22 protein-coding genes are annotated in these 22,856 nt (G+C 63.5%); 14 read left to right on the forward strand and 8 right to left on the reverse strand.

The features are described 5' to 3' along the window. Window positions 1–71: 71 nt before the first annotated feature. Complete coding sequence (gene fabB / locus LVD11_RS15495) at window positions 72–1,295, reverse strand: beta-ketoacyl-ACP synthase I (RefSeq protein WP_237060474.1); 1,224 nt, start codon at window positions 1,293–1,295, stop codon at window positions 72–74. A gap of 117 nt (window positions 1,296–1,412) precedes the next feature. Next, window positions 1,413–1,937: a 3-hydroxyacyl-[acyl-carrier-protein] dehydratase FabA gene (gene fabA / locus LVD11_RS15500; protein ID WP_232940924.1), complete on the reverse strand. Its 525-nt coding sequence runs from the start codon at window positions 1,935–1,937 to the stop codon at window positions 1,413–1,415. Window positions 1,938–2,244: 307 nt separating this feature from the next. Between fabA and galU the strand changes: the two genes are divergently transcribed. Further along, a complete protein-coding gene (gene galU / locus LVD11_RS15505; protein WP_237060475.1) occupies window positions 2,245–3,087 on the forward strand; it encodes a UTP--glucose-1-phosphate uridylyltransferase GalU in 843 nt (280 codons plus the stop codon). Window positions 3,088–3,128: 41 nt separating this feature from the next. Continuing rightward, window positions 3,129–4,493, forward strand: coding sequence for a phosphohexomutase domain-containing protein (locus LVD11_RS15510; protein ID WP_237060476.1), 1,365 nt, complete (start codon window positions 3,129–3,131; stop codon window positions 4,491–4,493). Between the two features lie 84 nt (window positions 4,494–4,577). On the opposite strand, the gene ispB is transcribed toward LVD11_RS15510, so the two are convergent. Then, window positions 4,578–5,540 carry an octaprenyl diphosphate synthase gene (gene ispB / locus LVD11_RS15515; RefSeq protein WP_237060477.1) on the reverse strand — a complete coding sequence of 321 codons (963 nt, stop codon included), beginning with the start codon at window positions 5,538–5,540 and terminating at the stop codon, window positions 4,578–4,580. A 286-nt stretch (window positions 5,541–5,826) separates the two neighbouring features. On the opposite strand from ispB, the gene rplU reads away from it, so the two are divergent. The 4 genes from rplU (at window position 5,827) to proB (ending at window position 8,944) form a co-directional block, all read left to right on the forward strand. Further along, window positions 5,827–6,138, forward strand: coding sequence for a 50S ribosomal protein L21 (rplU, locus tag LVD11_RS15520; RefSeq protein WP_237060479.1), 312 nt, complete (start codon window positions 5,827–5,829; stop codon window positions 6,136–6,138). Between the two features lie 17 nt (window positions 6,139–6,155). Further along, window positions 6,156–6,413, forward strand: coding sequence for a 50S ribosomal protein L27 (rpmA, locus tag LVD11_RS15525; protein ID WP_232940929.1), 258 nt, complete (start codon window positions 6,156–6,158; stop codon window positions 6,411–6,413). A 132-nt stretch (window positions 6,414–6,545) separates the two neighbouring features. Next, window positions 6,546–7,745 carry an Obg family GTPase CgtA gene (gene cgtA / locus LVD11_RS15530; RefSeq protein WP_237060481.1) on the forward strand — a complete coding sequence of 400 codons (1,200 nt, stop codon included), beginning with the start codon at window positions 6,546–6,548 and terminating at the stop codon, window positions 7,743–7,745. 74 nt (window positions 7,746–7,819) lie between these two features. Next, window positions 7,820–8,944: a glutamate 5-kinase gene (gene proB, locus LVD11_RS15535; protein ID WP_237060484.1), complete on the forward strand. Its 1,125-nt coding sequence runs from the start codon at window positions 7,820–7,822 to the stop codon at window positions 8,942–8,944. Between the two features lie 95 nt (window positions 8,945–9,039). Here the strand turns inward: proB and rpsT are convergent, their stop codons facing one another. From rpsT to LVD11_RS15555, 4 genes are all read right to left on the reverse strand, one after another. Beyond that, window positions 9,040–9,306 carry a 30S ribosomal protein S20 gene (gene rpsT / locus LVD11_RS15540; protein ID WP_091517007.1) on the reverse strand — a complete coding sequence of 89 codons (267 nt, stop codon included), beginning with the start codon at window positions 9,304–9,306 and terminating at the stop codon, window positions 9,040–9,042. A gap of 134 nt (window positions 9,307–9,440) precedes the next feature. Beyond that, window positions 9,441–11,486 carry an ATP-binding protein gene (locus LVD11_RS15545; protein ID WP_237060486.1) on the reverse strand — a complete coding sequence of 682 codons (2,046 nt, stop codon included), beginning with the start codon at window positions 11,484–11,486 and terminating at the stop codon, window positions 9,441–9,443. Between the two features lie 43 nt (window positions 11,487–11,529). Beyond that, window positions 11,530–12,219, reverse strand: a complete 690-nt coding sequence (gene pdsR / locus LVD11_RS15550) for a proteobacterial dedicated sortase system response regulator (protein WP_237060487.1) — start codon at window positions 12,217–12,219, stop codon at window positions 11,530–11,532. Between the two features lie 207 nt (window positions 12,220–12,426). Continuing rightward, complete coding sequence (locus tag LVD11_RS15555) at window positions 12,427–13,119, reverse strand: OmpA family protein (RefSeq protein ID WP_237060488.1); 693 nt, start codon at window positions 13,117–13,119, stop codon at window positions 12,427–12,429. 483 nt (window positions 13,120–13,602) lie between these two features. Here LVD11_RS15555 and murJ point away from each other — a divergent pair, with 483 nt between their 5' ends. The 6 genes from murJ to ispH all read left to right on the forward strand — a co-directional run bounded on the left by murJ (window position 13,603) and on the right by ispH (window position 21,060). Beyond that, window positions 13,603–15,210, forward strand: coding sequence for a murein biosynthesis integral membrane protein MurJ (murJ, locus tag LVD11_RS15560; RefSeq protein ID WP_255775772.1), 1,608 nt, complete (start codon window positions 13,603–13,605; stop codon window positions 15,208–15,210). 80 nt (window positions 15,211–15,290) lie between these two features. Further along, entirely contained in the window at window positions 15,291–16,277 is a 987-nt protein-coding gene (gene ribF / locus LVD11_RS15565) for a bifunctional riboflavin kinase/FAD synthetase (RefSeq protein ID WP_237060529.1), read from the forward strand. An 86-nt stretch (window positions 16,278–16,363) separates the two neighbouring features. Continuing rightward, on the forward strand, window positions 16,364–19,168 hold the full coding sequence (gene ileS, locus LVD11_RS15570) for an isoleucine--tRNA ligase (protein WP_237060489.1): 2,805 nt from the start codon (window positions 16,364–16,366) through the stop codon (window positions 19,166–19,168). After that, on the forward strand, window positions 19,161–19,688 hold the full coding sequence (gene lspA / locus LVD11_RS15575; protein ID WP_237060490.1) for a signal peptidase II: 528 nt from the start codon (window positions 19,161–19,163) through the stop codon (window positions 19,686–19,688). The genes ileS and lspA overlap by 8 nt, the downstream gene beginning before the upstream one ends. Next, window positions 19,685–20,125 (forward strand): FKBP-type peptidyl-prolyl cis-trans isomerase, encoded by a 441-nt coding sequence (gene fkpB, locus LVD11_RS15580; protein WP_237060491.1) that lies wholly within the window; start codon window positions 19,685–19,687, stop codon window positions 20,123–20,125. Before lspA ends, fkpB begins: the two co-directional genes overlap by 4 nt. After that, window positions 20,125–21,060, forward strand: a complete 936-nt coding sequence (gene ispH / locus LVD11_RS15585) for a 4-hydroxy-3-methylbut-2-enyl diphosphate reductase (RefSeq protein ID WP_237060492.1) — start codon at window positions 20,125–20,127, stop codon at window positions 21,058–21,060. Before fkpB ends, ispH begins: the two co-directional genes overlap by 1 nt. 80 nt (window positions 21,061–21,140) lie before the next feature. Here the strand turns inward: ispH and LVD11_RS15590 are convergent, their stop codons facing one another. Continuing rightward, a complete protein-coding gene (locus LVD11_RS15590) occupies window positions 21,141–21,635 on the reverse strand; it encodes a GspH/FimT family pseudopilin (protein WP_237060493.1) in 495 nt (164 codons plus the stop codon). A gap of 244 nt (window positions 21,636–21,879) precedes the next feature. Between LVD11_RS15590 and LVD11_RS15595 the strand changes: the two genes are divergently transcribed. Further along, window positions 21,880–22,410: a GspH/FimT family pseudopilin gene (locus LVD11_RS15595; protein WP_237060495.1), complete on the forward strand. Its 531-nt coding sequence runs from the start codon at window positions 21,880–21,882 to the stop codon at window positions 22,408–22,410. Between the two features lie 8 nt (window positions 22,411–22,418). Further along, the gene (pilV, locus tag LVD11_RS15600; RefSeq protein WP_237060497.1) at window positions 22,419–22,856 is read left to right on the forward strand and encodes a type IV pilus modification protein PilV; all 438 of its coding nucleotides are present in this window, start codon (window positions 22,419–22,421) and stop codon (window positions 22,854–22,856) included.

Genomic DNA, 22,856 nt, shown 5'->3' on the forward strand with positions numbered 1-22,856 from the left:
GGAGGCAAAAGAAAAGGGCGATCCAGTGGATCGCCCTTTCTGTTTCTATCGGCAGGCCTTCAAGCCACTGCTCAGACCTTGTCGAACACCAGGCTGGCGTTGGTGCCGCCAAAGCCAAAGCTGTTGGAAAGCACGCGTTGCAGCTCGGTCTTGCGCAATTCGGTGACCAGGTCCATGCCTGCGGCCTCCTCATCGCGATTTTCCACGTTGGCGGAGGCGGTAATAAAGCCTTCCTGCATCATCAGCAGGCAGTAAATCGCCTCGTGCACGCCGGCGGCACCCAGGGAGTGGCCGGTCAGCGACTTGGTGGAGGAGAAGGCCGGGGCCTGGTCGCCAAAAACCTCGCGCATCGCACGCAGTTCAGCCACGTCGCCGACCGGAGTCGAAGTGCCGTGTGTATTGATGTAGTCCACACCGCCTTCCAGGCCATTGCCGTCCATACCGGCGAGGGCCTGCTGCATGCAGCGCACCGCGCCCTCACCGCTGGGGGCCACCATATCGTAGCCATCCGAGGTGGCGCCGTAGCCGGTCAGTTCGGCGTAGATGGTGGCGCCGCGGGCCCGGGCATGCTCCATCTCCTCCAGCACCAGGCAGCCGCCGCCGCCGGCGATTACAAAACCGTCCCGGTCAGCATCGTAGGGGCGGGAGGCGCGCTCGGGGGTGTCGTTGTACTTGCTGGACAGGGCGCCCATGGCGTCGAACAGGTGGGTCAGGCTCCAGGCCAGCTCTTCGCCACCGCCGGCGAAGACGATGTCCTGCTTGCCCATCTGAATCAGCTCGGCGCCATTGCCGATGCAGTGGGCGCTGGTCGCACAGGCGGAGGAAATGCTGTAGTTCACGCCCTTGATCCGGAACGGCGTGGCCAGACAGGCCGACACGGTGCTGCCCATGACCTGCGGTACCCGGAAGGCACCCACGCGGCGCACACCCTTTTCTTTCAGGGTCTGTGCGGCATCGATGATGGCTGCAGTCGAAGTGCCGCCGGAGCCCATCACCAGACCGGTGCGCGGGTTGGAGATATCGCTTTCTTCCAGGCCCGAGGTGCGAATGGCTTCCTGCATGGCGATGTAGGCATACGCTGCCGAATCGCCCATAAAACGCAGGTGTTTGCGGTCGATGTGGTCCTTGAAATCGATGTCCACCGGGCCCGCGACCTGGCTGCGCAGTCCCAGTTCGCGATACTCCTCATTGGCACGAATGCCGCTGCGGCCCGCCTTCAGCGAGGCGGATACGGACTCCAGGTCCGTGCCGATACAGGATGTGATACCCAATCCGGTGATGGCTACCCGTCGCATAAGTGGTCTCCAGTAAAGCTTTCCGGCAGTGTACGTTGTTATTGTGCCCGGGGTTTGGTTACGGCCGGACCGATTTGCTGGCCGGGCAGGCCTGCCCGACCCGGCGGCCGAACAGGCTTAAAAATTGTCTGTACGGGTGAACAGCCCGACGCGCAGGTCCTTGGCAGTATAAATCTCGCGACCGTCCACCGCGACCGAGCCGTCGCCAATGCCCATGACCAGCTTGCGCTCTACCAGGCGGCTCAGCTGGATATGATAGGTGACCTTCTTGGCGGTCGGTAGGATCTGGCCGGTGAACTTCACCTCGCCACATCCCAGTGCGCGACCGCGCCCGGGGTTGCCCTTCCATGCCAGGAAGTAGCCCAGCAGCTGCCACATGGCGTCGAGCCCAAGGCATCCCGGCATTACCGGGTCGCCGGGGAAGTGGCAGTCGAAAAACCACAGGTCGGGGTGGATATCGAGCTCGGCAATCAACTCGCCCTTGCCGTAGGCGCCACCGTCCTTGGAGATGTGGGTGATGCGGTCGAGCATCAACATGTTGGGTGCCGGCAGCTGGGCGTTGCCCGGGCCGAACATCTCGCCGCGCGAGCAGGCCAGCAATTCTTCACGGGAATAGCTGCTTTTCTGAACGAAATTACTCATTTTGTCCCCGGTTTTGGGTGTTCACGCCACAAAGAGTGGGCGTTTTTGCAAGAGCGGGCATTCTAAAGTCTGGGGAAATGTTGTCCAGTCAGTCAGGGGAATTTTTGTGACTGGCACGGGCCTTGCTGACTAGATTACAGGGTATGAACGCCGCAAATGCCCGGGAACATTGAGGCACGCGTACCAGCTGGTGCGGTCAGGGTGGTCGGGTGATGCGTTTCACAATAATGTGGTAACTTTCCCGTCCACGCGGGGTGGGCGCCCGAGCCGCCGCGACAAGAAAAGCACCAGAAGAATTGGGGTCCCGATGTTGAAGAAATGTCTCTTCCCGGTTGCCGGTTACGGCACCCGCTTCCTGCCGGCTACCAAGGCAATGCCGAAGGAGATGCTGCCGCTGGTCAACAAACCACTGGTTCAGTATGGCGTGGAGGAGGCGATTGAAGCCGGCCTGACCGAGATCGGCTTTGTCACGGGGCGGGGCAAGCGGGCCATTGAGGACCATTTCGATACCAATTTCGAGCTGGAACACCAGATTGCGGGCACCGGCAAGGAGCGCTACCTGGACTCGGTACGCAATGTGATCGACCGGGCCAGCTTTTCCTATACCCGCCAGGGGGAGATGCGCGGCCTGGGCGACGCCATCCTGCAGGGGGAGCGCCTGATCGGCGATGCCGCCTTTGGTGTGGTGCTGGCGGATGACCTGTGCCTCAATGATGGCCTGGGGGTCCTGGGCCAGATGGTGCAGCTCTACCAGCAGTTCCGTTGCAGCGTTGTGGCCGTTGAGGAGGTTCCGCGGGACCAGATCCACAAGTTCGGCGTTATCGCCGGTAACGAGATCAAGCCCGGTCTCTACCAGGTTACCGATATGGTGGAAAAGCCCGCCGCGGAAGAGGCCCCGAGCAATATGGCCATTATCGGCCGCTATATCCTCACTCCGGACATTTTCGACCTGCTGCGCGAGACCCCGCCCGGAAAGAACGGGGAGGTGCAGATCACCGATGCCCTGCTGGCCCAGGCGCAGCGCGGCTGTGTGCTGGCCTATCGCTTCAAGGGGCGCCGCTTCGACTGTGGTTCCGTCGACGGCTTTGTCGAGGCCACCAATCACGTCTACCAGAGTATTTACCTGCCCGCCCAGGCGGATGAAAACTGAACCTGCAAAATAACAAGCGTTACCAGGGAACACTTTTACCCATGACCGAGCTGACCTGTTTCAAGGCCTATGACCTGCGGGGCCGTGTGCCCGACGAACTCAATGTGGATGTTGCGTACCGGGTGGGACGCGCGTTCGCGCAGTTCCTGGATGCCCGCCGCGTGGTGGTGGGGCACGATATCCGCCTGACCAGTGGTGAGCTGACCGATGCGCTCGCCGACGGCCTGCGGGATGCCGGTGCCGACGTATTTCATATCGGCGAATGCGGTACCGAGGAAGTCTATTTCTCCACTTTTCATGGCGATTTCGACGGCGGCATCTGTGTGACCGCCAGTCACAATCCCATGGACTACAACGGGATGAAGTTTGTCCGCTCAGGCAGCCGCCCTATCAGTGGCGACACCGGCCTGAAGGAAATCAAGCGACTGGCGGAAGAGAATGCGTTTGCGCCGGTGGAAAAGCGTGGTGCGCTGCAACGGTTTGAGTATCGTGCCGATTTCGTCAGGCACCTGCTGGGTTATGTTGATACCGCCGCGCTGAAGCCGCTGAAGCTGGTGGTGAATGCCGGCAATGGCGGGGCCGGTGCCGTGGTGGATGCCCTGGCGCCGCACCTGCCGTTTGAGTTTGTGCGTGTACATCACGATCCGGACGGCAGCTTCCCCAACGGTATCCCCAACCCGATCCTGCCCGAGAACCGGGAGTCCACGTCACGGGCGGTCCGTGACAGCGGTGCTGACTTCGGCATCGCCTGGGACGGCGATTTTGACCGCTGCTTCTTCTTTGATGAAAACGGCGAGTTTATAGAGGGCTACTACGTGGTCGGCTTGCTGGCCGAGGCTTTCCTGCTCAAGGAGCAGGGCGCCGCAGGGAAGAAGACGAAAATCGTGCACGACCCGCGCCTGACCTGGAATACCGAGGATATTGTGCGCGCGGCCGGTGGTGAACCGGTGCAGAGCAAGACCGGGCACGCCTTTATCAAGGAGCGCATGCGCAAAGAGGATGCGGTCTACGGCGGCGAGATGAGCGCACACCACTATTTCCGCGATTTTGCCTACTGTGACAGCGGCATGATCCCGTGGTTGCTGGTGTCGGAGCTGGTGAGCCGCAGCGGCAAACCCCTTTCGCAGCTGGTGGGCGAGCGTATGGCAGCATTTCCCTGTTCCGGGGAAATCAACTCAAAGGTCGCGGATCCCGCGGCACTGCTCAAGGCTGCTGAGGAAAAGTACGCCCCCGGGGCGGAGAGTGTGGAGCACGTGGATGGCCTCAGTGTGGCGTTCGCCGACTGGCGCTTTAACCTGCGTATGTCCAACACCGAGCCGGTGGTGCGCCTCAATGTCGAGTCGCGCGGTGACGAAGCGCTGATGAAGCAGAAAACGGCGGAGCTGCTCAGCCTGATCCGCACCTGATTTCCGGCCCCTTGCCGGGGTGATTGACGGGCAGCAAAAAGCGGCGCTTGGCGCCGCTTTTTTGTTGCCCGCCCTGTGGCCAGCCTAAACCGATCGTTCGATGGCGAAGCTGGCGAGCTGCTGCAGGGCGGTTTTGTAGTCGCCTTCTGGCAGGAAGGCCAGTTGTTCGCGGGCCTCGGCCACTGCCGCACGGGCACGTTCCATGGTGTAATCCAGGGCGCCGCAGGACTCGATTGCGTCGACGATTTCCTTCAGGCGGTCGGCGCTGCGCTGCTCGATCGCCTCCCGCACCAGCGTTGCCTGTTCCGGGGTGCCATTGGCCATGGTGTGGATCAGCGGCAGGGTGGGCTTGCCCTCGGCCAGGTCATCACCAACATTCTTGCCCAGCTCCTCCGGGTTGCCGCGGTAGTCCAGCGCGTCGTCCACCAGCTGAAAGGCCAGGCCCAGGTGGCGGCCGTAGAGTTTCAGCGACCGGCGCTCTTCCGGGCCACAGTCGGCCAGTACCGCTGCTGTCTCACAGGCGGCCTCAAACAGGGCTCCGGTCTTCTTGTGGATCACGGTCAGGTAGTTGTCTTCACTGACTGCCGGATCGCCGGCATTGACCAGCTGCTGTACCTCGCCTTCGGCAATGGTATTGGTGGTTTCCGACAGGATTGCCATGATGTCCATATCCTGCAAAGCCACCATCATCTGGAAGGCGCGGGAGTAGAGAAAGTCACCCACAAGTACTGCCGGCGCGTTGCCCCACTGGGCGTTGGCGGTCAGCCGGCCGCGGCGTCGCTCCGAGGTGTCCACCACATCGTCGTGCAGCAGGGTGGCGGTGTGGATGAACTCGATGACAGTGGCCAGGTCTATATGCCGGTCACCGCTATAGCCCGCGGCCCGGGTGCAGAGCAGCACCAGTAGCGGGCGCAGGCGCTTGCCCCCGGCTTCCACCAGGTAGTGACCGATATTTTCCACCAGTGGCACATCCGAGTGCAGCTGGTCGAGGATGCGCTGGTTGACGGCGGCGAAATCATCGGCGGCGACCCGGTGAAAAGGCAACATGCATGGATTCCTTATACTGCTCTATGGGAACGGCTTTTTAGCACTTGAAAGCACCGGCCGGCGCGGCCGGGAGGCCGCCAGCGGGCAAGAAGCCGGCTATTGTATCAATGTCGTGAATTGATTAGAATCTGCGCCCCGCTTTGGCTGGCTCCCGTGGCCGGCAGTGGGACCAAGCTTTATTCGGTATTGAATATACGGCGCAAGCTCCCGAAATGCGGTGTTGTGACTGGCCGGTTCCCGGCAATCCGACCGCTGCTTCGTGTCGTCCATCTCGGAGCAAAGAGATATGTACGCAGTTTTTGAGAGCGGTGGTAAGCAGCACCGCGTGGAAGAGGGCGAAGTACTTCGTCTGGAAAAGCTGGAAGTCGCCACCGGCGAATCCATCGATTTTGATAAGGTGCTGATGGTTGTCGACGGTGACAGCGTGAACATCGGTGCCCCGCTGGTCAACGGCGCGAAAGTAACAGCTGAAGTGGTCAATCACGGCCGCGGCGAGAAGGTGAGAATCATCAAGTTCCGTCGTCGCAAGCACTCTATGTCCCGTCAGGGCCACCGTCAGTGGTACACCGAAGTTAAAATCACTGGCATCAAGGCATAAGAGAGGAGTAACGACTCATGGCACACAAGAAAGCTGGCGGTAGTACGCGCAATGGTCGCGATTCCGAAAGTAAACGCCTGGGCGTGAAGCGCTTTGGCGGTCAGTCTGTAGCGGCTGGCAACATCATCGTGCGTCAGCGCGGCACCAAGTTCCACGCTGGCGTTAACGTTGGCATGGGCAAGGACCACACCCTGTTCGCGACTGCGGACGGCGTTGTGAAGTTCGAGGTGAAGGGCCCCAGCAATCGTAAGTACGTTTCCATCGAAACTGCCTAATCCGGTTGCCCGACCCGATCCGAAAGCCCCGCCCCCGAGCGGGGCTTTTTCGTTGTGCGGCGCAGCCGTGAGATCCTGTGCGCAAGTTAAACTGCGTAAGAGAACAGTAACCGCCATGGCGGTGGAGATAGCATGAAATTTGTCGATGAGGCGCCCATTTACGTCAAGGCGGGCAATGGTGGCAATGGCTGCCTGAGCTTCCGCCGGGAGAAGTTCGTCGAGAAGGGCGGCCCCGACGGCGGCGATGGCGGCGATGGCGGGTCCGTGTACCTGGAGGCGGATGAATCCCTCAATACCCTGGTGGATTACCGCTACCAGCCCCGCTACAGCGCCGGTAGCGGCGAGCAGGGGCGGGGCCGCAACTGTACCGGCGCCAAGGGTGACGATCTGGTGCTCAAGGTGCCGGTGGGAACGACCATCATCGATGCCGAGACCGGCGAGACCCTGGGAGACATGACTGCGGCCGGCGAGTGCCTGCTGGTGGCCCAGGGCGGCTTTCACGGCCTGGGCAACACCCGTTTCAAATCCAGTACCAACCGCGCGCCGCGCCAGACCACCAAGGGCACCCCGGGTGAGGAGCGCCATCTCAAGCTGGAGCTGAAAGTGCTGGCGGACGTGGGCATGCTCGGGCTCCCCAACGCCGGCAAGTCCACCTTTATCCGCGCGGTTTCTGCGGCCAAGCCGAAGGTGGCCAACTATCCGTTCACCACGCTGGTGCCCAACCTGGGTGTGGTCAAGGTGGAGAAGCATCGCAGCTTTGTGATTGCCGATATCCCTGGCCTGATAGAGGGGGCGGCGGAAGGTGCCGGTCTTGGTATTCGCTTCCTCAAGCACCTGACCCGCTGCCGCGTCCTGCTGCACCTGGTGGACCTGGCCCCGTTCGATGGCAGCGACCCGGTGGAGAATGCCCTGGCAATTGAGCGGGAGCTGGAATCGTTCAGTCCCACTCTGGCGGCGCGTGAGCGCTGGCTGGTCCTGAACAAGACTGACCTGGTGCCCGCGGGCGAACTGGACCAGCGTTGCGAGGAGATCGTGCAGGCGCTGGGCTGGGAGGGGCCCGTGTTCCGTGTGGCGGCCATTCGCGGCGAGGGCACCGATGCCCTGGCGGGACGCCTGATGGACTACCTGGATGAGCGCCGTGCGGCCGAGGAGGCGGACCCGGAGGAGGCCGAGGCCGAGCTGGAAGCCCAGCGGCAGATGCAGCGTGAGGCCCGGGAGCGTATCCAGGAATTGCGCGAGGCGCGCAAGTCCGGTCGTCGTGCGGGGGATGATGATGATGATGATGACTGGGACGACGATGACCACGACGTCGAGATAGAATACCGCCGCTAGTCATAGTTTGGTGCCGGGCGGGCTGCCGTACCGGTAACTGCCCTGCGGGGCATTTTTCCAGGGGAGGGGTGGAGTTGCAGTCTCGGCAACAGCTCGCCGCCAGTCGGCGCTGGGTAATCAAGATCGGCAGTGCGCTGCTGACGGACAATGGGCGCGGAGTCAATTGCGCTGCCATCGCCAACTGGGCCGCCCAGATTGCCGCGCTGCGCAGTGCCGGGATCGAGGTGCTGCTGGTGTCGTCCGGCGCCGTGGCCGCGGGCATGGACCGCCTCGGCTGGCGCCGCCGGCCAGAGTCAATCCACCAGCTGCAGGCTGCCGCCGCCGTGGGCCAGAGTCACCTGGTGCAGGTTTACGAGCAGGCCTTTGGCCGGTTTGATTGCCGTACCGCGCAGATCCTGCTCGACCACGACGACCTTTCCAATCGTACCCGCTACCTCAATGCGCGCAGCACCCTGCGCACCCTGCTGTCCCTGGGGGCTGTGCCCATCATCAACGAGAATGACACGGTTGTCACCGACGAGATCCGGTTCGGTGATAATGACACCCTGGCGGCACTGGTGGCCAACCTGGTGGAGGCCGATGCGCTGCTGATCCTCACCGATGCGGAGGGCCTGTTCACCCAGGACCCCCGTGACAACCCGGCAGCTGAGCTCATTCGTGAGGCGTCCGCTGCGGATCCTTCCCTGGCGGCCATGGCCGGTGGCTCACGCAGTGGCCTGGGCCGCGGCGGCATGAGCACCAAGGTGCGGGCGGCACAGCTGGCGGCCCGTTCTGGCGCCGCCACGGTGATCGCCGGCGGTGCAGTGGAGGGCGTGATCCGCCGGGTTTGCGGCGGAGAGCGGTTGGGCACCCTGCTGGAGCCCGAGGCGGATCCCATGGCGGCCCGCAAGCGCTGGCTCGCCGGCCAGCTGCAGGTGCGCGGCAGCCTGGAGCTGGATGCGGGGGCCGAGACGGCGCTGCGCGAACAGGGCAAGAGCCTGTTGGCGGTGGGGGTGACCGGCGTGGCGGGGCGCTTCCATCGCGGTGAGCTGGTGGCCTGCCTCAATGCTGCGGGTGAGGAGGTGGCCCGGGGGCTGGTGAATTACGACAGTGCCGAGGTGGCGCGTATCGTCGGCCAGCCATCGGAGCGGTTTGTCGAGCTGCTGGGCTACCGCGACGATGATGAGCTGATCCACCGCGATAACCTGATCCTGCTGTAGCACCGGCTCCGTTTGTGCCCGGGGCCCGATGAGCAGCGGGCAGATACAAAAAAGCCCCGCCATGGCGGGGCTTTTTTAGGCTCGCGAGACGCGGATCAGGCAGCCAGTGCCTTGATCTGGGCGTTCAGGCGGCTCTTGTGACGGGCGGCCTTATTCTTGTGAATAATGCCCTTGTCCGCCATGCGGTCGATGACCGGCACCGCTTCCGCGTAAGCAGTCTTGGCTTTTTCTGCATCACCTGCATCGATGGCCGCAACTACCTTCTTGATGTAGGTGCGCACCATGGAGCGCAGGCTGGCGTTGTGGTTGCGGCGCTTGTCGTTCTGGCGCGCGCGTTTCTTCGCTTGAGGTGAATTGGCCACCGGTTGCTCCTGTTGGAAATCTCAGTAAATCTGTAACTAACGGGCCGGGGCCCGATTGGGACGCGACATTATCCCCACGGCTGGTTGTTTGTCAACCACTGGTGACACCCGGGGCCTCGTGTATTCCGCAGTCCTCAGCGGGGCAGGTGCAGCGTGAAGGTGACGCCGCTGCCGTCCTCGCGGTCGGCGGCCTCCAGGCGGCCACCGTGGAAGTCGGCGATCAGCCGCGCGATATGCAATCCCAGGCCCAGGTGACCGGCGCGGCTGCCATCATTGCGCACCGAGACCAGCGAGTCGAACAGTTTGTGGGTAAAGCCCGGCGGCAACAGTGGCCCGTCGTTGCTTACCGAGATGCGGAAGCTGTCCGGTCCCTGCTCGAGCGCCAACCGGATTTCGCTGCCCTGGGGCGCAAAGCTGGTGGCGTTATCCACCAGTTTGTCGAGCAGCTGGGCCAGCAGTTCTGGCGCGCCGTAGCAGGCTTGCGGCCCCCCGGGACAGCTGAGGCTGAAGCGGTGGGCGGGGTGCGCGTCGCGGTAACTGTCGGTAAGCACCTGCAGCAGGTCGTCGAGCTCGAACTCCTCCCGGTTGCGTTCGGCGGGCTCGCGTTCCGCCTGGCGAATACTGGCCTCCAGGTGGCTGGCCGCCGACAGGCTGTTGAGGATACCGGACAGGCGCCCGCTGCCCTCCAGTGCGCGCTCGGCATAGCGGCGGCTGTCCTCGTCAAGCTCGCCGGCGGCCAGGTTGTCCAGGGATCCACGCACCACCGCCAGGGGGGTGCGCAGCTCGTGGGACAGCTTGCTGGCCAGCGAGCGCAGGTACTGGTGATATTGGTCCAGCTCCTGCAGCAGGCTGGCAAAGGCACCGTTGAGTGCGCCCAGCTCATCGTTCATGCGGGCGCGGGGGAAGTCCCCCCGCAGGCGGCCGCTGGCATCCACGGCGTTGCGGGCGGCCCGGTGCAGGCGCCGGATGCGCCATGACAGCCAGCTGGCGTAACCGAGCAGCAGAAGCAGGGCACCGCCGGCAGCCACGCAGGAAACCAGCCACAGCTGGTAGGCCGCCGACTGGGTCAGTGACTGCAGGGCCTGGCCGGATTGCAGTGCAATCACGCGCCCAAGCAGGGGGCGTTCGACGATATTGTCGGCGCGGGTAATCACCGGCACGCTGGCTGCGCCAATGCGGGTCTCCCGCGGCCCCCGGTACCACTGCTCCGCTGTCGCGCGTCCCTCGGCCAGCTCCGCGGGCAGGGACTGGGCGGGCAGCGGTGGCAGGGGCGTACGTGACAGCAGCTGGCGGTAGAGCCAGTTGCGCAGCCAGTGCTGCTGCTCCAGTACCTCGCTACCATCCCGCTGGCCCACCGCCGCGAGCCGGTACCCCTCGCTGTCCACGACCAGCAGCTGCAACTGGGGGCGGGCGAAGTGCTGCAGCTCTGCCTGCAGTTCTGGCAGGGGCTGTACCAGCCGGCCCGGGCGGCCGTCTGCCGGCAGGGTGCTGGCGCGCCGTTGCGGTGTGGTGCCGTCACTGGTGCTGCGATCGCTGATGGCCAGGGCGAACTCGCCGTCGGTGAGGGCAAAGGGCAGGGTCAGCTCCAGCTGGTAGCCGGCAGCGGAGGCGGTCCAGCGACCGCGCAGGCGCAGTTCGCGTTCCCTGGTGCCCCGGCGCAGGTTGCGCCACAGGGCCGTGGCGCTGCCCTGGCTCGCGACCGGCAGCGTGTAGTGCCGGCCACCGGTGTGGATCTCAACCGCGTCGCCACTGGCGATCAGGCCGGTGCGCGGGTCCTGGTAGGCCGGCGTGTCGTCGGCCACCGTGAGGAGCAGGTAAACCCGCTTCCCGTGGCGCCCCATGGTGACCTGGCCCAGTGGAGAGCCGTCGTTCGCCAGCAGTGGGCGCGGTGGTAAGTGCCAGGCGCGCCATTCGTCGCCGTAGCCGTCCAGCAGGGGGGGCTGGGGCAGGGGGTGAAGGTAGAACTGCGCGCCGGGCGGGCGGCCGGCCCGTTCCGGGTCGGGCGCGATCAGGTGTGGTGCACTGGCCAGTCGCGCCGCTACCGCGCTGGCCGTGGCTTCCAGTGCCTGCATCTGGCCACGGGCCAGGGCGCTGTCCACCTGGCGCAGGTACTGGCAGCCGGCCCAGGGCAGGGCCAGCGCAAACAGGCTGACCAGTAGCAGTTGGCGGCGCAGTTTCACTGTCCCGGCTCCGTTGTGGCTCTGTTCATCTGGTATACCGGGTTTACGCCTGCCAGCGATAGCCCATTCCGTAGGCCGTGGCGATGGCGTCGAAGTCCGGATCCAGTTGCTGGAACTTGCGCCGGATGCGTTTTACGTGGGAGGTAATGGTGTTGTCGTCCAGTACCACCCGCGCTGCCTCCATCAGCTGGCCGCGGGATTTGACGTGGCCGGGGCGTTTGGCGAGAGCGTGCACAATCCAGAACTCGGTCACGGTCAGTTCTACCGGTTCATCCTTCCACAGGCAGTGCAGGCGCGAGACATCCAGTGCGAGGTCGCCCTGTTCCAGGCATTCACCGTCGTCGGTGCGGTCGCGCAGCACGCTGACCCGGCGCAGCAGGGCGTTGATGCGGGCCTGCATGTGCGGCAGGGAGATGTCCTTGGTGAGGTAGTCATCGGCACCCAGGCGCAGCCCGGAAATGATATCCAGTTCCGAGTCCCGCGCGGTGAGGAAGAGGATCGGCAGGGTCGGCGCCATGGCGCGCAATTCCCGGCAGAGCTCGAAGCCGCCCTCGACCTCCGCGCCCAGGCCAACATCGATGACGGCCAGGTCTGGCAGCCGCTGGCGGAATGCTTCCAGCGCCTCGGTACGGGCCTCATACAGGTTGACGGTATAGCCGCTGCGGCGCAGGGCATCGCGATAGTTCTCGGCGATTGCGCGCTCGTCTTCGACAATGGCGATGGTGGCGGTCATGGACTTTCCAGCTGCTGTGTTTCCGCTCGGTGGGCGTTGATCATGCCGCAAAGCGGCGCCCATGCCAAAAAAGCGGGCCGGGGGCCCGCAAGGTATGGAGAGGTTTTGAATTTGCGGTGCCCGTCCCCGAAACCGGGGATGGCGCCGATCGTGGCCAGGGCCGGGCGGGAGGAGCGGGTTACCCAGGTCCTCAGGCCTCGATGCCGGTCAGAAGGTGCCGGCTACGGAGTCCGGCAGGTCGAAGAAGATGTCTACCCGGCGTTCCATGGCGTAGGCGTCGATATCACCCCGTGGGGCCTGGGAATGGGTGGCCCCCATTGCCCGGCGGCTGATGCGGGCCGAATCGATACCCTCCTCCTCCAGGGCTCGCTGCACGCTCAGCGCGCGCTGGTCCGACAGCACATTGTTGTAGCCGTCGGTGCCGCGGGGGTCTGCTCGCCCCTCAAGGCGAACGTGGAGCTCGGGATGGCGCCGCAGGAAGTCAGCGAGGGAGGACACCTGGGCCAGCTGGGCATCCTCCAGCCGGTCTTCACCGGTGGTGAACAGCAGCTGGAACTGCAGGGAGTCCGCTGCGAGCTTGTTGGCGTCATTTGCCGACAATCGCGCCGCATCCAGTTCCTGTGCCAGGTCGCCCAGCTTGGCGCGGCTCGCGTTTAATTGTGTTGCCAGCATATCCGCCTCTTCTGCTTGTTTGATCTGCTCGCCCAGCCAGGCGCCACCCAGTGCCCCGGCGATAAAGCCCACCGGGCCGCCGACTGCCGCGCCAGCTACGGCGGCGCCGGTAAATGCCGTCGCCTGCTTGGCTGGCGTCAGCCTCGATCCCTCGGTTTGATGTCCCTGTGCGTGGGCGCCGGTTGCGATCAGTGAGCCCAGTGTTACAGCCATGATTGCCTTTTTCATTGTCCTTTCTCCTTGCGGTGGTTGCAGTCTTGTCTCGTGGTGGGCCCGTGAGTTTCCGGCCCGGTCGAGACTTATTGAACAACCGCAAGGAGGCACCGCCATGGCACTCCAGTGGCCATTGTCGGCGCAATTGTGGCGAATTATGGCTGCCTGGCTGGCTCAGCGGTGCCGGCGGCGGTAGCGACGGTCCCGCGGGGCGTCTATACGAACACGCACGCGGAGAGGGCGAGGACCCATTACTACTGCGACATAGAGCAAAACTGCCAGCGCAAGCGCGATAATCAAGGCATTCAATGTCATCCATCATCTCCTTGCGCCGGCACTCCTGGCAGCGCGCCACAATCTCACTTCGAGTATAGTTTGCCGTCACGGGACGGGTAGGAACGGATCCGCAATTCGGCACGCATCTGTGCGGGGCGAATTGCGGTAGACTTGCCGGCCACGATATCCAGCCAATTCGCCAAGCCCAGCAGGAGCCGAGTTTTGTCCCAGCCGACCGCCGACAGCCAGTCCTCCCGATCCGGTGCCGCCCGCCTGCTGCGGGGCAGCAGTGTGGTGGGTGGCGCGACCATGCTGTCCCGGGTCATGGGGCTGGCGCGGGATATGGTACTGGCGCGCTTCGCCGGCGCCGGTGATGCCGCAGATGCCTTCTTCGTTGCCTTCAAGATTCCCAACTTCTTTCGTCGCCTGTTTGCCGAGGGGGCCTTCGCCCAGGCATTTGTGCCGGTGCTGGCGGAGTACCGCCAGAATGGCGGCATGGCTGCTGCGCGCGAGCTGAATGACCGGGTGGCCGGAGCCCTGGGTGGGGCCCTGCTGCTGGTTACCCTGTTCGGGGTTCTCTGTGCGCCGCTGATCACCGGAATCTTCGCTTTCGGTTGGTGGTGGGATGGCAGTGAGCGGGAAAAGTTCTCGCTGGCCGCGGATATGCTGCGGGTGACCTTTCCCTACCTGATGCTGATTTCGCTCACCGGCTTCGCCGGCTCCATCCTCAACAGCTTCGACCGGTTTGCGGTACCGGCACTGACACCGGTGTTGCTCAACCTGGTGCTGATCGCGGCAGCCACCGTGGCCAGCGGCTGGTTCGACCCGCCGATCATGGCGCTGGCCTGGGGCGTGCTGGCTGCCGGGGTAGTGCAGCTGCTGTTCCAGCTGCCCTTCCTGATGTACCGCGGCCTGTTGCCACGGCCCCGCTGGGACTGGGATTACCCCGGGGTGCGCAAGATACTGCGGTTGATGGCGCCGGCCATCTTCGGTGTGTCCGTCACCCAGATCAGCCTGGTGCTGGATACGGTGCTGGCCTCCTTCCTGCCTTCGGGAAGCGTATCCTGGCTGTATTTCTCTGACCGCCTGACCGAGCTGCCGCTGGGGGTGTTCGGCGTCGCAGTGGGCACAGTCATCCTGCCCAGTCTGTCCCGGCACCATGCCGGCGGTGACCCGCGTCTCTTCCGTCACACCCTCGACTGGGCGCTGCGCAGCGTTACCCTGATTTCACTGCCAGCCGCGGTGGCGCTGGTGATCCTGGCGGAACCATTGCTGACCACGCTGTTCCAGTACGGGCGGATGGAGCCCCGCGATATGGAAATGGCGGCCTGGTCACTGCGCGCCTATGCCCTGGGGCTGCTGTCATTCATGCTGATCAAGGTGCTGGCGCCGGGCTACTTCGCCCGCCAGGATACCTACACCCCGGTGCGTTTCGGGCTGATCGCGATCTCCGCCAAGATGCTGCTCAGCCTGGCCTTTGTGATCCCGCTGCACCACTACTTCCGGCTCGGTCATATGGGCCTGGCGCTGGCCACTGCCGCGCAGGCGGGGATTAATGCGTGGCTGCTCTACCGCGGCCTCCGCCGCGATGACATATACCGTCCCGAGCCCGGCTGGCGCGGCTACCTGACACGCGTGTTACTGGCAAACCTGGCCATGGCTGGACTGCTGGCGGCGGCGCTGTTTTTCTGGCCCCACTGGGGTGACTGGAGCTGGTGGCAGCGGGGCTGGCGGATGGGGGTGCTGGTGGCTGCCGGTGCCGGGACCTACGGTCTGGTATTGCTGCTTTCCGGCCTGCGACCGCGGCATTTCCGTGCCGTCAGTGACTGATATGGCCCGCGTCCGGCGGGGGCGGACCCACTGACCGGGTCACGGGAATCCGGTATACTGCGGCGTTCGATTTTGTGACCATGGAGAGAGCAGCATTGGCCGCCGAGCGCGAACTGATCCGCGGGTTGCACAACCTGCGACCCCGCCACCGGGGCTGTGTGGCCACCATCGGTTCATTCGACGGGGTACACCGGGGGCACCAGGCGATCATCGCGCAGCTGCGCCAGCGCGCGCGCGAGCGCAGCCTGCCCTCGGTGGCGATCATCTTCGAGCCGCAGCCGCACGAGTTTTTCTCTGGCGAGAAGGCCCCGGCGCGACTGATGCGCTTCAAGGAAAAGGTGCTGGCCCTGTTCGATGCCGGAGTGGACCGGGTCCTGTGCCTGCAGTTCAACGAACGGCTGCGCAGCCTGAGTGCGGACGCGTTTGTCCAGCGGGTGCTGCTGGACGGACTGGCTATCGACCACCTGGTGGTGGGAGACGATTTCCGCTTCGGTTGCGATCGCAGTGGTGACTACCGTTTCCTGCAACAGGCTGGCGCGGCCCACGGGTTTACCGTAGAGGACACCGCGACCCTGGAAATTGGCAGGGAGCGGGTCAGCAGCACCCGGATCCGAGCGGCCCTGCAGGATGGTGACTTTGCCCTGGCGGAGACCCTGCTAGGCAAGCCGTACCGCATCACCGGCCGGGTGGCCCCGGGGCGCGCCCTGGGGCGCCAGCTGGGGGCGCCGACTGCGAATGTGCGCCTGCACCGCTATCGCTCTCCCCTGGTGGGGGTTTACACCGTGCGGGTCAAAGCCACCGATGGCAGCGAGCTGGCTCCCGGGGACCGGAGGCTGAACGGCGTGGCCAATGTGGGGTTTCGCCCCACGGTGGAGGGGGAGGGCGCCCAGGCGCTACTGGAGGTGAACCTGTTTGATTTCGACGGCAACCTCTACGGGCGCGAACTGGCGGTGGAGTTCTGCCATAAACTGCGGGACGAGGAAAAATTCGACTCGCTGGAAATCCTCCGGGAGCGGATCGCCGAGGATATCCGCAACGCCAGGCGGTGGTTCGCGGAGCACCATTAGCAACGAATCCAGGAACCTGCGGGAGGCGAGCCGTGTCCCGCGGACAAACGATTAATTTTCTAGTCTCGAGCTGAAGTAGACACCCGATGACCGATTACAAAGCGACACTCAACCTGCCCGACACGGACTTCCCCATGCGCGGAAACCTGCCGCAGCGGGAGCCCAAGACCCTGAACAAGTGGCAGGAAGGCAAGTTGTACGAGAAGATCCGCGCGGCGCGCGCCGGGCGCGAGCAGTTTATCCTGCACGACGGTCCCCCCTACGCCAATGGCGATATCCATATCGGTCACGCGGTCAACAAGATCCTCAAGGACATCATCGTCAAGTCGAAGACCCTGAGCGGTTTTGATGCCCCCTATGTGCCCGGCTGGGACTGCCATGGCCTGCCCATCGAGCATCGGGTGGAGAAGAAGGTCGGCAAGGCCGGCGCCAAGGTGGATCACCGCACATTCCGCCAGAAGTGTCGCGATTATGCGGCAAAGCAGGTGGAGGGACAGAAGAAGGATTTCATCCGCCTGGGAGTGCTGGGTGAGTGGGACAATCCCTACCGCACCATGGACTACGAGTTCGAGGGTGACATCATCCGCGCGCTGGGCCGCATCGTGAAGAACGGCCACCTGGCGCGGGGGTTCAAGCCGGTTTACTGGAGCGTGGTGGGCGGTTCGGCCCTGGCCGAGGCGGAAGTGGAGTACCAGGACAAGACCTCCTTCTCCATCGATGTCTGCTACCCGGTCACCGAAGAGACTGCCCTGGCGATTGCCGATGCCGCTGGCGGCCATGCCGGTGACGGCCAGCTGTCGGTGGTGATCTGGACCACCACCCCCTGGACGCTGCCGTCGTCCCAGGCGGTTTCTGTCAATGGCGAGCTGGAGTACGTGGTGGTACAGGTCGGTGATCGCCGCCTGCTGGTGGCCGAAGACCTGAAGGAGGCCGTGCTGGGCCGCGCCGGGCTCGAGGGCGAGGTCGTGGGCCATATCCGCGGCGCCGCACTGGAGCACCTGAAGGTTCACCATCCCTTCTACGACAAGTTACTGCCCATCGTGCTGGGTGACCACGTCACCACCGATGCCGGTACCGGCTGTGTGCACACCGCCCCGGACCATGGCCCGGACGACTTCCTGGTGGGCAAGCATTACGGTATCGAAACCCTGAATTACGTGGACGACAACGGTGTCTATCGCGACAGTGTGCCGCTGTTTGCCGGCGAGCATGTCTACAAAGTGGACGAGAAGATCGTCGACCTGCTGCAGGAAAGGGGTGTTCTCCTGCACCAGGAGAAGCTTGTGCACAGCTATCCGCACTGCTGGCGCACCAAGACGCCGCTGATTTACCGCGCCACGCCGCAGTGGTTTGTCAGCATGCAGCAAAACGACCTGCTGGACCACGCGCAGAAAGCGGCAGATGAGGTGCAGTGGATCCCCGGTTGGGGCAAGGCGCGTATCGACGCCATGCTGGATGCCAGCCCCGACTGGTGTATCTCCCGCCAGCGTACCTGGGGCGTGCCTATCGCGCTGTTCGTGCATAAGGAGACCCACGAAATCCATCCGGATACACCGGCGTTAATGGAGAAGGTGGCAGAGCGCGTGGACGCGGAAGGCATGGATGTCTGGTTCGACCTGGACCCGGCGGAGCTGCTTGGCAGTGACGCCGAGCACTATCAGAAGGTGACCGATACCCTGGATGTCTGGTTCGATTCCGGGGTCACCCATTTTGCCGTACTGGAGCGCCGCGACGACCTGCGCTTCCCGGCGGACCTGTACCTGGAGGGCTCTGACCAGCATCGCGGCTGGTTCCAGTCGTCGCTGAAGACCTCCATCGCCATCAACGACTGCGCTCCCTACCGGCAGGTGCTTACCCACGGGTTTACCGTGGATGCCCAGGGCCGCAAGATGTCCAAGTCCATCGGCAACACCGTTGCGCCGCAGGATGTGATCAACAAGCTGGGTGCGGATGTGCTGCGCCTGTGGGTTGCCGCCACAGACTTCAGTGGTGAGATGGCGGTTTCCGACGAGATCCTCAAACGCACCGCCGACTCTTATCGCCGGCTGCGCAATACGGCCCGCTTCTTCCTGTCCAACCTGGCGGGATTCGAGCCGGCCCGCGATCTTTTGCCCGAGGACCAGCTGCTGGCACTGGATCGCTGGGCGCTGGATAAGGCCGCGCGCCTGCAGGATGAAATTATCGCGGCCTACGACAATTACCAGTTCCACCAGATTTACCAGAAGCTACACAATTTCTGCGTGGTGGAGATGGGTGGTTTCTACCTGGATATCATCAAGGACCGCCAGTACACGACCCGGGCCGACAGTGTCCCGCGCCGTTCCGCCCAGACTGCGCTCTACCACATCGTGCAGGCCTTCACCCGCTGGGTTGCACCGATCCTCAGTTTTACCGCCGATGAGCTGTGGCAGTCCATTCCCGGTGACAAGGGCGACAATGTATTTGTCGAAGAGTGGTACCCGCTGCCGAGACTGCCCGCCGACGCGGACAAGGGCGCTGATTACTGGGCGGCGATTGCCGCGGTGAAAACCGCTGTAAACAAGGTGCTCGAGGAGCAGCGCGCGGCCGGAAATATCGGCGGGTCACTACAGGCTGCCGTGACCCTCTATGCCGACGACGAGCTGCGGGAGAAGCTTCTGGAGTTACAGGACGAGCTGCGTTTTGTCCTGATCTGTTCCTCTACCTCGGTACAGCGACTCAGTGACGCCGCCGGCGCGCACGAAACTGAACTGCCGGGTCTGAAAGTGGACGTGCGCAAGGTGGATCATCCCAAGTGCGCCCGCTGTTGGCACTACCGGGAAGACGTGGGGCAAAATCCGAAGCATCCGGAAATCTGTGGCCGCTGCGTGGAGAACGTGGAAGGCTCGGGCGAGGTGCGCCACTATGCCTAAGCTCCTGGGGCATCCCTGGCGCTGGTACTGGCTGGCGCTGGTCGTGATCCTGGTCGATATTGCGACCAAGGTCTGGGCTGTAGGCGAATTCCGCCAGGGCCCCCCGTTGCAGATCATCCCGGGCCTGCTGCAGTTTACCTATGCGGAAAACTACGGTGCCGCCTTTAGCTTCCTCGCCGATGCCGGTGGCTGGCAGCGCTGGCTTTTTGGCATCGTGGCGGTCGCTTTCAGCATTATGGTAACGGTCTGGCTATGGCGCCTGCCGGCGGTGAAGCGCTGGGAGCCGTTCGCCCTGGGGCTGATCCTGGGCGGTGCACTGGGCAACCTCTGGGATCGCATGGTGCTGGGCTATGTGCGTGACTTCATTTCCGTTTACTACAACACCTGGAGCTTCCCGGTATTCAATGTAGCCGACATGGCCATCAGTGTCGGTGCCACAATGCTGGTGATCGAGCTGCTGTTTTTCTCCGAGCGCGACGGTGCCCCGGGTAAAAAAGATTCAGAAGCAGAGAAAGTATGACTAACAACGTGATCGGCGAGCACAGTCGGGTAACGCTGCATTTCAGCCTCAAGCTGGATGACGGAACGGAAGTGGACTCCACCTTCAAGGGCGATCCGGCCTCGTTTTCCGTTGGTGACGGCAGCCTGCTGCCCGGCTTTGAGCAGGCGCTGTTCGGCCTCAAGGCTGGTGACGAGGCCGAGATCGAGATTGCGCCGGAGGCCGGGTTTGGCCAGCGCAACCCGGCCAATATCCAGAAAGTGCGGCGTGATCACTTTGCGCCGGATATGGAGCTGGAGCCGGGGCTGGTGGTGTCATTCGACAATGGCAGTGGCGAGCTGCCGGGCGTGATCCGCGAGGTGGGTGACGAGGAAGTGGAAGTGGACTTCAACCACCCCCTGGCGGGCCAGACCCTGACATTCCATGTGAAAATTCTAGAAGTGGCATCGGTGAACTGATGACTGAAATACGCCTTGCCAACCCGCGCGGTTTCTGTGCCGGCGTGGACCGGGCAATTGATATCGTCAACCGTGCCCTGGACGTGTTCGGGGCTCCCATCTATGTACGTCATGAAGTGGTGCACAACAAGTTTGTGGTGGATACCCTGCGGGAGCGGGGAGCGGTATTTGTCGACGAGCTATCCGAAGTGCCGGATGATGTGATTGTGATTTTCAGCGCTCACGGGGTATCCAAGGCTGTGCAGCGTGAGGCCGAGCAGCGTGGCTTACGCGTGTTCGATGCCACTTGCCCGCTGGTCACCAAGGTCCATATGGAGGTGAGCAAGTTCAGCAATGATGGGGGTGAGTGCATCCTGATCGGCCATGCCGGGCACCCGGAAGTGGAGGGCACCATGGGGCAGTACGATACCAGTGCCGGTGGTGCCATTTACCTTGTAGAGGACGAGCAGGATGTGGCCCGGCTGCAGGTGCAAAACGAGGACAACCTGAGTTTCGTCACCCAGACAACTCTGTCCATGGATGACACCGCGCGGGTGATCGATGCCCTGCGGGCGCGTTTCCCCAATATCCGCGGCCCGCGCAAGGACGACATCTGTTACGCAACCCAGAATCGCCAGGACGCGGTCAAGCAGCTGGCGCTGGAGAGTGACCTGGTGCTGGTGGTGGGCAGCCCCAACAGTTCCAACTCGAACCGACTGCGCGAGCTGGCCGAGCGCTGCGGTGCAGCGGCCCAGCTGATTGACGGTGCTGGCGATATCGACCCCGCGTGGCTCGAGGGTAAGAAGCGTATCGGCCTGACCGCCGGTGCATCTGCGCCGGAGGTACTGGTACAGGGCGTGGTGAGCCGGCTGCAGGAGCTTGGTGCCGAGCTGCCGCAGGAGATGAGCGGACGCGAGGAAAACATCAGCTTCTCGCTGCCTAGAGAGCTGCGCTAGTTTAAAGGGTGTAAAGGTGCCCCTTACGGCGCAGGCTTGGGGGTGCCGTAGGGCGTGCTTGCGGGCGCGGGGTAAAGTTCCTAGCAGTCATCCAGCCTGCTGGTACGCAGGCGCCCGCTCGGTGCCAGCGTGAGGGCAAGGCCGCCCTCGCCGTCGGCCGGGCAGATGCTGAAGGTACCCATTTGCAATGCCCCGTTTGCGCGGCGGCTCACGCCGGTGCCAATAAATGAGACATAATTCCCGGCCGGATCATTCCAGTCGATATTGACCGACTCGAGCGCGGGACCACTGAAAATCAGTGATTCGCCGTTATCGCGCAACCCGTTACCATTGGCATCGGCAAACGCCACCCATCCCGACTCCCAGCTGCCAGCGCTGAGCAGCGTGACCCGCTGATTGCGGGATACGGCTGTCGTGCGAGCCAAAAGAATGGCGCTGTGCAGTTCTTCGGCTGCACCGTGGACACGGCCTTGTTGTACCTGCCGGGACAGGCCTGGCACGGCCATCACCAGCACGATCGAAAGGATTGCCAGCGTGACCAGCAACTCCAGTAACGTAACCCCACGCTGAAACATGGTCCCCTCCCTGGGTTCCGATGAAAAGTCTCAGTGGATTTACCGCTCACTCCTGCTTTTCCCCCGTCCGTCGGAAGGCTCTGGCCGGCCGGGGGCGACTTATATAAGCTTCGGCCGACTATAACCCTGCGCTGGGTACGTATCCAGTGGGTTGGCGGCCAACAAAACGTGAAGCAGGTCGACGCGTGTTGGTTGCAGGGGGGCAAAAATAATGCGGTGTATTCAGGTGGGGAACACTCAGCTTATGAGACTGAATCAGCGGGGCTTTACCCTGATCGAACTGATGGTGACCATCGCGGTACTGGCGATCGTGGTCAGTATCGCGGCGCCGAATTTTGCCACGATGATCAACAATAATCGATCAGCCGCGCTCGGCGAGGAACTGGCCGGCGCCTTCAATTTCGCCCGCAGTGAGGCGGTAAAGCGCGGCGACCGGGTGTCGATCTGCGCGAGCAACGATGGCGCTACCTGTTCGGCGGCCGGCACCTGGGACCAGGGCTGGATTGTCTTTAGCGATTCTGCCACCACGGACAGCGCGGCCGCTCCGGTTGTGAGCGCGGTGCTGCGACGCTGGGAAGCGCCGCAAGGCGACGCGGCGATTGCGGTCACCCAGGCCGCCGCCACCAACTTTGTTCGTTATACCCAACTGGGCACGCTGGGTCGTTCAAGCCAGGTGACTGTGACTTCCAGTGTGAGCGGCTGCAAAGGCAATGCCGCACGCACAATGACGATCGGCCCTGCCGGACTGATTAACGTGGCGCGCAGCGCTTGCTAGGGGGGAGCATGAAAGCAATATCCTTTCAGCGTGGGGCTGGACTGATCGAGGTGATGGTGACGGTGCTGATTCTGTCGACCTCCCTGCTGGGACTGGCGGCCCTCCAGAATCGCTCGCTGCAGTATAACCACAGCGCCTACCTGCGCTCGCAAGCCAATATCCTCGCCTATGACATTCTCGACAGGGTCCGTATCAACCGTGGAAATATTGGCAGTTACAGTCTCGCGATAACTGCTGGCGCGCCGACGGGTACCCTGCTGGCTCCGACAGACCTGCGAGAGTGGCGGGAAAGCCTTGCCGGCGCACTGCCGAACGGCAGGGGCGGGATTACCTGCAGTGCCGCGAACCGGCTCTGTACCGTGACCATCCAGTGGGCGGAGCGGGACGGCATTGGCGTTGATGGCGATGCGGAAGCGACAAGCTTCCAATATACCACGCGAATTTAG

Origin of the sequence: Microbulbifer sediminum (assembly GCF_021729035.1) — a bacterium.
GTDB classification, from domain to species: Bacteria; Pseudomonadota; Gammaproteobacteria; order Pseudomonadales; family Cellvibrionaceae; genus Microbulbifer; species Microbulbifer sediminum.

Coding starts and splice junctions, on each gene's coding strand:
- fabB (WP_237060474.1), bottom strand. CDS start 1,295: ATGCGACGGGTAGCCATCACCGGATTGGGTATCACATCCTGTATCGGC.
- fabA (WP_232940924.1), bottom strand. CDS start 1,937: ATGAGTAATTTCGTTCAGAAAAGCAGCTATTCCCGTGAAGAATTGCTG.
- galU (WP_237060475.1), top strand. CDS start 2,245: ATGTTGAAGAAATGTCTCTTCCCGGTTGCCGGTTACGGCACCCGCTTC.
- LVD11_RS15510 (WP_237060476.1), top strand. CDS start 3,129: ATGACCGAGCTGACCTGTTTCAAGGCCTATGACCTGCGGGGCCGTGTG.
- ispB (WP_237060477.1), bottom strand. CDS start 5,540: ATGTTGCCTTTTCACCGGGTCGCCGCCGATGATTTCGCCGCCGTCAAC.
- rplU (WP_237060479.1), top strand. CDS start 5,827: ATGTACGCAGTTTTTGAGAGCGGTGGTAAGCAGCACCGCGTGGAAGAG.
- rpmA (WP_232940929.1), top strand. CDS start 6,156: ATGGCACACAAGAAAGCTGGCGGTAGTACGCGCAATGGTCGCGATTCC.
- cgtA (WP_237060481.1), top strand. CDS start 6,546: ATGAAATTTGTCGATGAGGCGCCCATTTACGTCAAGGCGGGCAATGGT.
- pdsR (WP_237060487.1), bottom strand. CDS start 12,219: ATGACCGCCACCATCGCCATTGTCGAAGACGAGCGCGCAATCGCCGAG.
- LVD11_RS15555 (WP_237060488.1), bottom strand. CDS start 13,119: ATGAAAAAGGCAATCATGGCTGTAACACTGGGCTCACTGATCGCAACC.
- ribF (WP_237060529.1), top strand. CDS start 15,291: ATGGAGAGAGCAGCATTGGCCGCCGAGCGCGAACTGATCCGCGGGTTG.
- ileS (WP_237060489.1), top strand. CDS start 16,364: ATGACCGATTACAAAGCGACACTCAACCTGCCCGACACGGACTTCCCC.
- lspA (WP_237060490.1), top strand. CDS start 19,161: ATGCCTAAGCTCCTGGGGCATCCCTGGCGCTGGTACTGGCTGGCGCTG.
- fkpB (WP_237060491.1), top strand. CDS start 19,685: ATGACTAACAACGTGATCGGCGAGCACAGTCGGGTAACGCTGCATTTC.
- ispH (WP_237060492.1), top strand. CDS start 20,125: ATGACTGAAATACGCCTTGCCAACCCGCGCGGTTTCTGTGCCGGCGTG.
- LVD11_RS15590 (WP_237060493.1), bottom strand. CDS start 21,635: ATGTTTCAGCGTGGGGTTACGTTACTGGAGTTGCTGGTCACGCTGGCA.
- LVD11_RS15595 (WP_237060495.1), top strand. CDS start 21,880: ATGAGACTGAATCAGCGGGGCTTTACCCTGATCGAACTGATGGTGACC.
- pilV (WP_237060497.1), top strand. CDS start 22,419: ATGAAAGCAATATCCTTTCAGCGTGGGGCTGGACTGATCGAGGTGATG.